The organism is Marinicrinis lubricantis (assembly GCF_042658665.1).
Classification (GTDB): Bacteria; Bacillota; Bacilli; order Paenibacillales; family KCTC-33676; genus Marinicrinis; species Marinicrinis lubricantis.
The window spans coordinates 1-7,441 of record NZ_JBHSQV010000111.1 but is presented as its reverse complement, the minus strand read 5'-3'; the positions used below and the strand labels follow the sequence as shown (position 1 = coordinate 7,441).

The following is a 7,441-nucleotide window of genomic DNA, read 5'->3' as shown; positions in this document are numbered from 1 at the left end:
CACGAAGTCGCTTCAAAAGCAGGGAAAAAGCTTTCCACTCTGATTCAGTGTCAATTACAGCAATGGATCTCTGCTTTACCCAATTACATCAAGGCTTATCTGCCTATTCCAAGCTGCGAAAGTTGAGTCATCTAAGAATAAAATATCGGGATCATGCAGCATGGCCGCCCCTAGGTCCGCTCGCATTCTTTGGCCTAATGACAATTTGCGGACCGGTGTAAACCATATTTCATCTAAGCTGAGAAGCTCGGTCAACTGCTGGATTCTCAATTGCTTCTGCTTCGCTTCAATTCGGTACATTTCCGCTAAGATGTCATACGAATCCTTGACCGGCAAATCCCACCACAACTGACTGCGCTGTCCGAACACAACCCCGATCCGGCGGACAACTCGGCGCCTGTGCTTCTGGGGACTTTGACCTCCAATTCGCACCTCCCCTGAGCTGGGATGCAAAATGCCTGTCAGCATTTTGATCGTCGTCGATTTGCCTGCACCGTTGGGGCCGATATAACCGACGAAATCCCCTTCTGTGATGCTGAAGCTGATGTCTTGGACCGCTTCTTTGACACAATAGTCACGAGAAAATAACGTTCGAATTCCGGAGAAGCGCCCTTCCCGAACAACCGGAATTTTGAATTGCTTGTGCAGTTGATGGACCTCGATGAGAGATGATGACATGGATGATTCCTCCTAGCTTCCTGTACTTTGATACTTTGTTAATCCATAGCGCCAAAACCACAAGCTGAGTCCTAAGCAGATTATTGCGGCCAAAGCGACGACAAGCAAAACCCATGCACCGGCCTGATCGCGCAATATGTAAAGTGAAGGCACGTAGTTGACGAATCCAACGGGGATGGCGAATAGCAGAATCGATTTCAGCCAGTTCGGATACAGCACCAGTGGGTATTGGGCCGCGGTTCGTGCGGCGTCTTCTGTAATATTCTGAAGCTCGGTAATACGAGTAATCCAAAAGCCGACCGTTGCGGTTGCCAGTCCAATAGAGAAGAGGATGACGGCACCTGTCAGGATCACGAACATAGAAAGCGGAACAACCATCCAGTCCACCTGCCCTTGTCTCATCATTCCGGAGATGGCCCAGCCCAGCACAAAACCGCCCTGCAGCAGTTCACCCAGCATGATTCGAAAATTTTGCGACATCAGGGCCAGCATGACAGGGACCGGCCGAATGAGCAGCTGATCCAGCTCTCCGTTCACAAGATAACGCTCCAAATGATGTACGTCGCTTGCGAATGTACGATAGATGGTTTTGGATAGGGTCATGACTGCAAACAAATAACCAACCTCGTACAGTGTCCAACCTTTAATGGCCCCGAACTTGTTGAGCACGATGGCAACCATGAGAAAATCGGCAATCTGAATGAGTGCGGCGAGAACAGAGGCAAGGATGAAATTGAATTTATACTGCATACGGGAACGAATGCTCCCCTGAATTAATAGCTTATAAAGCCTGGCCCAATACATAAAGGATGACAGATTCATCCGCCCTGCACCTCCACCTTGCGCTTAAGAATGTGGGTCACTCCAATACAGAGTATGGTCATGACTGCACACCAACACAATGAACCGATGAGCAGTGCTCCTCCTTCAAAGCCAAGGTATATGCGGGTTGGCACATACAGCATAAACGGATACGGACTCATCCAGCTCACCTTCTGCAGCCAATCTGGAAGCCATTCCAGTGGAATAAAGAAGCCGGCGAGAAGCATCATCAGTGCGTGATTGCACCAGTACAGCCAACTCGATTCGGTGGTCCATAGGGCGCTGGCACCGATTAAATAATGGATGCAGATGGCAATATAAGCTGCGCAGCCTAAACCGATGAAACAATAGATGATTTGGGAAATCTGTGTTGGAACTTGAAGTGAAAATACAAAGGTATAAAGGAGGTAAATCGGAATGGATTTGTAGATGAATTGGTAAGCAATTTGTCCCCATTCCCGGGACATCAGGTGGGTGAATAGATGAATCGGTCGCATGAGGTCCAGTGCGATTTGTCCGGTTCTGACGGACTCAGGGATGCCAAGACCGTTCGTAAGAAATCCGGATATCCATAACGACGCTTGGGTAAATGCGATATAGCTGACCATTCCTTGCAGACCGTAATCACCGAGGGAGCGGTTTTCCCCGATGCCGATCCAAATGCAGGCGTACATATAACCGAACAGGGCACTTGCAATATTATGTACCATATGTGCGCCGCGGTAGTGAAGATTGCGTGCGTACGCTTTTGAAGCCAAAACGAAATAAAGCATTTTTTACACCTCCGATAAGTTCAGATACATACATCAAACTTCAGTCAAGGTGAAACGCGAGAGACGATTTCCATCATAGCAAAAGTGAATGGGTCAGGCAAGCGTTTTCTTCTCAGGCCATTAGACTCAGTAAAGAGGAAATAGCAATTGGATGAAGAAAAGAAAAGAAATCATTTCTTTGAACAATACGGTAACTCCGTGAATAGGAGGAGATTTATTTGGCTCAGAAGAAGATCGTCATCGGAATGGATGGAGGAGGGAGCCAAACCCGTGCCGCCGCAGCCGATTTAGAAGGCAATATTATTGCTTATGTGGAAGCAGGCGGAGCCAACCCCCATCATAATCAAGAGGCCAAGCAAAACATTAGACAGGCGATCAAGGACTGCATAGCCCAAGCGCGGTGTCATGAACAGGATGTTGCTGCGCTGGCCGCAGGATTAGCAGGCATTGATCAGGAGTCTGACTATACGTGGGCACAAGATTTTATTCGTTTGCCAGGCTTGTCAGGGGAGAAAATGGCGGTCAGTGATGCAAGAGCGGCACAGATCGGCGCGTTGAATGGCGAACCGGGGATCATTGCGATTTCCGGTACAGGCTCGGTAGTCTACGGAGTCAATGAAGCAGGCAAGGAACTGAGAAATTATGATTTTCATCAATATGCGGCATCGGCAGCAAGACATCTGTCCTATGAAGCCGTCTTTCGTGTGATCGCTGGAGCATATACGCAAAAGGAGCTTCCGTTGGTGGAGCAAATTTTAGCATTTTGGAAAGTACAAAATGTAAGTGAACTCGCTCAATTGGGAGCTAAGGGGTTCTTAGAGGAACGGACCGAGCGCAATCGGCAGTTTGGAGCTATGGCACCCATCATAACGGCTGCTGCGGAAGAAGGATATCCGCTTGCCCGGAGTGTATGCGATGTCGCCGCGGAAGCGGCGGCCGTTGCCATAAAGCTGGTGGGTTCGAATTTCAGATCCGAACGTATCGCTGTATCATTTATTGGCAGCGTCCTGAGGACACCGTACATGTATGGCGCAGTCCAGCGTTTTCTAGAGGAGGGAGAACAGCAGGTTCAAGTATATGAGATCAAGGAGCCTGCGTTTACACCCGTGATTGGGGCATTATTCCTTGCTTACGAACAGCTGCAAATGGAAGTTACCGATGCGATGAAAGCTCGCCTTGCCACAAATCCTTTATCGAAGTATTAAGCGCATACGATATCCTTATCAAAACATGGGCTCTCTAGCAGGGCCTATGTTTTTTTGGTTAGAATCGGGTGTCATGTATGCCAATTAGAAACCGTGAATTATGATATGATAGAAATATGCAGCACGAAAGCAGTAAAAGGGAAGAAGGAAAATGAAATGGCTTTTGGTTTGACGCGAGAGAAATTGACGGATTGGAAAAACAAAGTAAACAGAGGCGAGATTGCCTTTTTAACACATTATTGGCTCGATCCGAGGTTTCCTGATGTTCGCACTGTCACGAAGGTAGGCTGCTCGGATATCCAGCGTCTTATGGCATGGTGTGGGCAATACGGTTTGCCTTCGAAATATATTCATCATCGAGAATCGTTTCCGCATTTTGATCTAATAGGACCGAAGCAGAAGGAGATCCTGCAAATGGAAGGGCAATGGGAGCAAATTGATCGCTTTTTGAAGGAGAAAGGAGGAAAAAAAGATGATCACGACGAAGCTTTGGATATCAAATCGATGGGTTGAAGCCGACAGAACTGTGGAGCTTCGTAACCCGCATACGAAAGAACTCTTGGCTCATATAGGCTACGCCTCTCCAGAACAAGCCGCGAAAGCGATCGAAGCTGCTGCAGATGCGTTTGCTTCGTTTCGAACCTTGCAAGCTTATGAACGTGCGCAAATTCTAAGCAGGGCAGCGGATATATTGTTATCACGGAGGGAAGAAGCGGCAGAGTTGATCGTGAAGGAAGCGGCCAAGCCTATTCAAGCCGCTAGAGCTGAGCTTGATCGAACGATTGTAACGTACCGATTTGCAGCGGATGCAGCGAAACAGCTGAGCAGTGAAACGGTACAGATGGACGCGGCACCGCGGGGTGAGAATCGACATGCGTATATGCGCCGCCAACCTATTGGTGTTGTTAGTGCGATTACCCCCTTCAATTTCCCGTTTAATCTTGTCGCTCATAAAGTGGGTCCAGCGATCGCCGGAGGAAATACCATTGTGCTGAAACCCGCGGAGAAAACGCCGTTATCGGCATTATTTTTGGCTGAAGTTTTCAAGGAAGCAGGTCTGCCCGCAGGTGTACTGCAGATCATTCCTGGAGATGGCAGGGAGTTAAGTGACGTATTGACTCGTCATAATCAGGTGTCCTACGTTACATTTACAGGAAGTCCGCGTGTTGGAAAAGTCATCCGAGCGAATGCCGGTTTACGAAAGGTGACCCTGGAGCTGGGATCCAACTCGCCGCTGCTTATCGACGAAGGATTCTCAGAAAAGGAACTGCAATGGATCGCAGAACAGTCGGCAGTTGGCGCTTTTACCTACAATGGTCAGGTGTGTATTTCGATTCAGCGCATCTATGTCCATTCCAGCTTATATGAATCTTTTGTCCGGCGATTGACGGAGAAGGCAAATCAGCTGCGGATCGGGGATCCGATGGATGAAGAGACAGATATCACTGCGCTTATTGATACCAACGCATGTAACCGATTGGAGCAGTGGGTGAGTGAAGCGAAGCAGGCTGGGGCGAATATACGCTGCGGGGGAACTTTTATGGGACAGATTATGCAGCCCACGGTGCTGACAGATGTTCCTTCATCCGCCAACATTCATTGTGAAGAAGTGTTCGGTCCTGTCGTAACGATTACCTCTTTTGATTCGTGGGAGGAAGCGATTCGGCTTGCTAACGATTCCAAATACGGATTGAATGCAGGTGCATTTACGAAAAATATCGAGCATGCATTTGCCGCAGTCGAACAATTGGAATCAGGAGCAGTCCTGATTAATGATATACCCACCTTCCGTCTTGACCATATGCCATACGGCGGTGTAAAGCAAAGTGGTGTTGGAAGAGAAGGAATTCGTTACGCGATGGAGGAGATGACGGAATTGAAACTCGTCAGCTTCCGCACCAAGTTGTTTGAAGATTAAGGTGTACACATGAAACAGGTATTGTTACAATACATTGTATTGTAGCCTAAGATCATATACAGCATTGGATTGAAACCATACATGAACCAATCAAACCATGAGAAAGGATTGGATTGTAATGGCCAAGATCGAAAGCCCCGTCATCACCCAAATTGGAATTATCGTACGTGACATTGAACAAACCTCTGAAGCCTATGCTCAATTTTTCGGCATCGAGAAACCGAAATGGATGCGGACAGATCCGCTTGAACAGACAGAAATGAGGTATAAAGGCCAGCCTTCAGAAGCGAGGGCTAAGCTTGCATTCTTTGATATGGGATCAGTTCAATTAGAATTGATCGAACCGGATGAGCATCCCAGCACATGGCGGGAATTCCTTGATACGCACGGTGAAGGCGTGCATCATATTGCCTTCCAGATTAACGGAATGAAGAAAATGCTGAATCTACTTGAAGAAGGGAATATGCCCCTGATTCAAAAAGGCGAATATACGGGCGGCCGATACGCTTACGTAGACACGCTGAAGGATTTAAAGGTTATCCTGGAATTACTGGAGAACGATCCTAAATTATAGATCGAAGTAAACGCTGCAGCAATTGCTCCAAGGAGAAAGGACCTGTTATCAGTCGATAACAGGTCCTTTTTCTAAAAATAAATATCGAAGCACCCAGAAGTGCTGTCTAACTGATTTTTTTCTCCCTGCGGTAAATATCGATTCCGCGCAGGAACAATATTTTAAGAATGGCATACACGGGAACGACGATAATCATCCCCATGATGCCTAAGATGGCTCCGCCGCCGACAACCAGAATAATAATCGTCAAAGGATGCATATTCAGTGATTTTCCAATGATTTTCGGCGTAATTAAATTTCCTTCAATCTGATTGCTAAGAAGTAAAATGATACACACTTCAATCGCAGCGAGCGGAGAAACGGTTAACGCCACGATGACGGTCGGAACCCCGGCAATAAAAGGACCCAGATAAGGAATAATGTTCGTGATGGCCGCTACTCCTGCTAAGATCATGGCGTAAGGCAGTCCAATCAACAAATATCCGCAATATACTAAAACTCCGACAATGACAGAGGTAACAATTTTACCTTGTATGAACGAATAGATGGCTGTATCAATTTCTTGAAAAGTCAATTTTGCATCTTTGTGGAGGCGTTTGGGAAATAACCGCAGCAGCATCGATTCAAACTTATGTCCATCCTTAAGCATGTAAAAGACGATGAATGGTACAAGCGCGATCAGCAGGAAAAAGTTCGCCGCGGCTTCAATGACGGCGGTCACACTGCCCATCACGTTGTTCAAGATTTGGCTGAACATATCTGTTGCTCGTGCCGTCAATTCTTCTAAGTTGAAGTGCTCCTGCTCATTAAAATTGGAGAGCCATTGGGCATCTTGCACCGATTCAAGCCATTTCTGTACACTACGAATAATGGACGGGAAGTTCTCAACCAGACTAACAGCTTGTTCCCGAATGGGAGTCCATAAAACCTGGAAACCCAGAAACAACAGTCCGGCCGCAACAATATAGACGATCAAAATGGAGAATACGATCGGAATTTTCTTCGTCATCCATTTCACTGCGGGTCTCATCATATAGTAGATGATTCCGGACAGAAGGAGAGGCGTGAAAATTGCTCCGAGCACGGCTTTAACCGGGTTGAAAATATAATCAACGAGTGAAGCCAAGTAAGCGATCAACAATAATAATACGATGGCATAGCCTATACGAAACCATTTGCCTTGGGGCATCTTTTCACCTCAATAAATAATATCAATTTACAGTTTTCATGTAGATAAGCTTACCAATTTATCGATCGAAAGACAAAACATATTCAGGAATGTATGTAACGTTGTACTTCTTTTATAAAATTGTAAAAGTGAGGAACTTCACACCCATCATTTCGTATATGAGCATTTTGCAGAAACCTGAGCCCTTGTTACAGAAGGATTTTCAGAGATAAAAAAGGGACTTCACCCCAATTTGGAGAAGTTTTCAAGTGACCAAACCCAAAAACTCCGAGAGGAAGTGAA

7 protein-coding genes and 1 pseudogene are annotated in these 7,441 nt (G+C 46.6%); 4 read left to right on the top strand and 4 right to left on the bottom strand.

Translation table 11 applies throughout. The features are described from left to right. Positions 1-120: 120 nt before the first annotated feature. The 3 genes and pseudogenes from ACFPXP_RS08780 to ACFPXP_RS08770 all read right to left on the bottom strand — a co-directional run. Positions 121-678 (bottom strand): annotated as a pseudogene (locus ACFPXP_RS08780) (ATP-binding cassette domain-containing protein); the annotation flags it as partial. Between the two features lie 12 nt (positions 679-690). Continuing rightward, complete coding sequence (locus tag ACFPXP_RS08775) at positions 691-1,500, bottom strand: ABC transporter permease (RefSeq protein WP_379893849.1); 810 nt, start codon at positions 1,498-1,500, stop codon at positions 691-693. Then, positions 1,497-2,273, bottom strand: a complete 777-nt coding sequence (locus ACFPXP_RS08770; protein WP_379893848.1) for an ABC transporter permease — start codon at positions 2,271-2,273, stop codon at positions 1,497-1,499. The genes ACFPXP_RS08775 and ACFPXP_RS08770 overlap by 4 nt, the downstream gene beginning before the upstream one ends. Positions 2,274-2,491: 218 nt before the next feature. On the opposite strand from ACFPXP_RS08770, the gene ACFPXP_RS08765 reads away from it, so the two are divergent. The 4 genes from ACFPXP_RS08765 to ACFPXP_RS08750 all read left to right on the top strand — a co-directional run bounded on the left by ACFPXP_RS08765 (position 2,492) and on the right by ACFPXP_RS08750 (position 5,970). Then, a complete protein-coding gene (locus ACFPXP_RS08765) occupies positions 2,492-3,478 on the top strand; it encodes a BadF/BadG/BcrA/BcrD ATPase family protein (RefSeq protein ID WP_379893847.1) in 987 nt (328 codons plus the stop codon). A 156-nt stretch (positions 3,479-3,634) separates the two neighbouring features. After that, complete coding sequence (locus tag ACFPXP_RS08760; protein WP_379893846.1) at positions 3,635-3,991, top strand: hypothetical protein; 357 nt, start codon at positions 3,635-3,637, stop codon at positions 3,989-3,991. Continuing rightward, the gene (locus ACFPXP_RS08755; protein WP_379893845.1) at positions 3,951-5,396 is read left to right on the top strand and encodes an aldehyde dehydrogenase family protein; all 1,446 of its coding nucleotides are present in this window, start codon (positions 3,951-3,953) and stop codon (positions 5,394-5,396) included. The genes ACFPXP_RS08760 and ACFPXP_RS08755 overlap by 41 nt, the downstream gene beginning before the upstream one ends. 118 nt (positions 5,397-5,514) lie before the next feature. After that, entirely contained in the window at positions 5,515-5,970 is a 456-nt protein-coding gene (locus ACFPXP_RS08750; RefSeq protein WP_379893844.1) for a VOC family protein, read from the top strand. Between the two features lie 106 nt (positions 5,971-6,076). Here the strand turns inward: ACFPXP_RS08750 and ACFPXP_RS08745 are convergent, their stop codons facing one another. Next, positions 6,077-7,159 (bottom strand): AI-2E family transporter, encoded by a 1,083-nt coding sequence (locus ACFPXP_RS08745; RefSeq protein WP_379893843.1) that lies wholly within the window; start codon positions 7,157-7,159, stop codon positions 6,077-6,079. Between the last annotated feature and the right edge of the window lie 282 nt (positions 7,160-7,441).

What these genes read in the sequence shown, in the direction of transcription:
- ACFPXP_RS08775 (WP_379893849.1), bottom strand. Translation starts at nt 1,500, where the DNA reads ATGAATCTGTCATCCTTTATGTATTGGGCCAGGCTTTATAAGCTATTA.
- ACFPXP_RS08770 (WP_379893848.1), bottom strand. Translation starts at nt 2,273, where the DNA reads ATGCTTTATTTCGTTTTGGCTTCAAAAGCGTACGCACGCAATCTTCAC.
- ACFPXP_RS08760 (WP_379893846.1), top strand. Translation starts at nt 3,635, where the DNA reads ATGGCTTTTGGTTTGACGCGAGAGAAATTGACGGATTGGAAAAACAAA.
- ACFPXP_RS08755 (WP_379893845.1), top strand. Translation starts at nt 3,951, where the DNA reads ATGATCACGACGAAGCTTTGGATATCAAATCGATGGGTTGAAGCCGAC.
- ACFPXP_RS08750 (WP_379893844.1), top strand. Translation starts at nt 5,515, where the DNA reads ATGGCCAAGATCGAAAGCCCCGTCATCACCCAAATTGGAATTATCGTA.
- ACFPXP_RS08745 (WP_379893843.1), bottom strand. Translation starts at nt 7,159, where the DNA reads ATGCCCCAAGGCAAATGGTTTCGTATAGGCTATGCCATCGTATTATTA.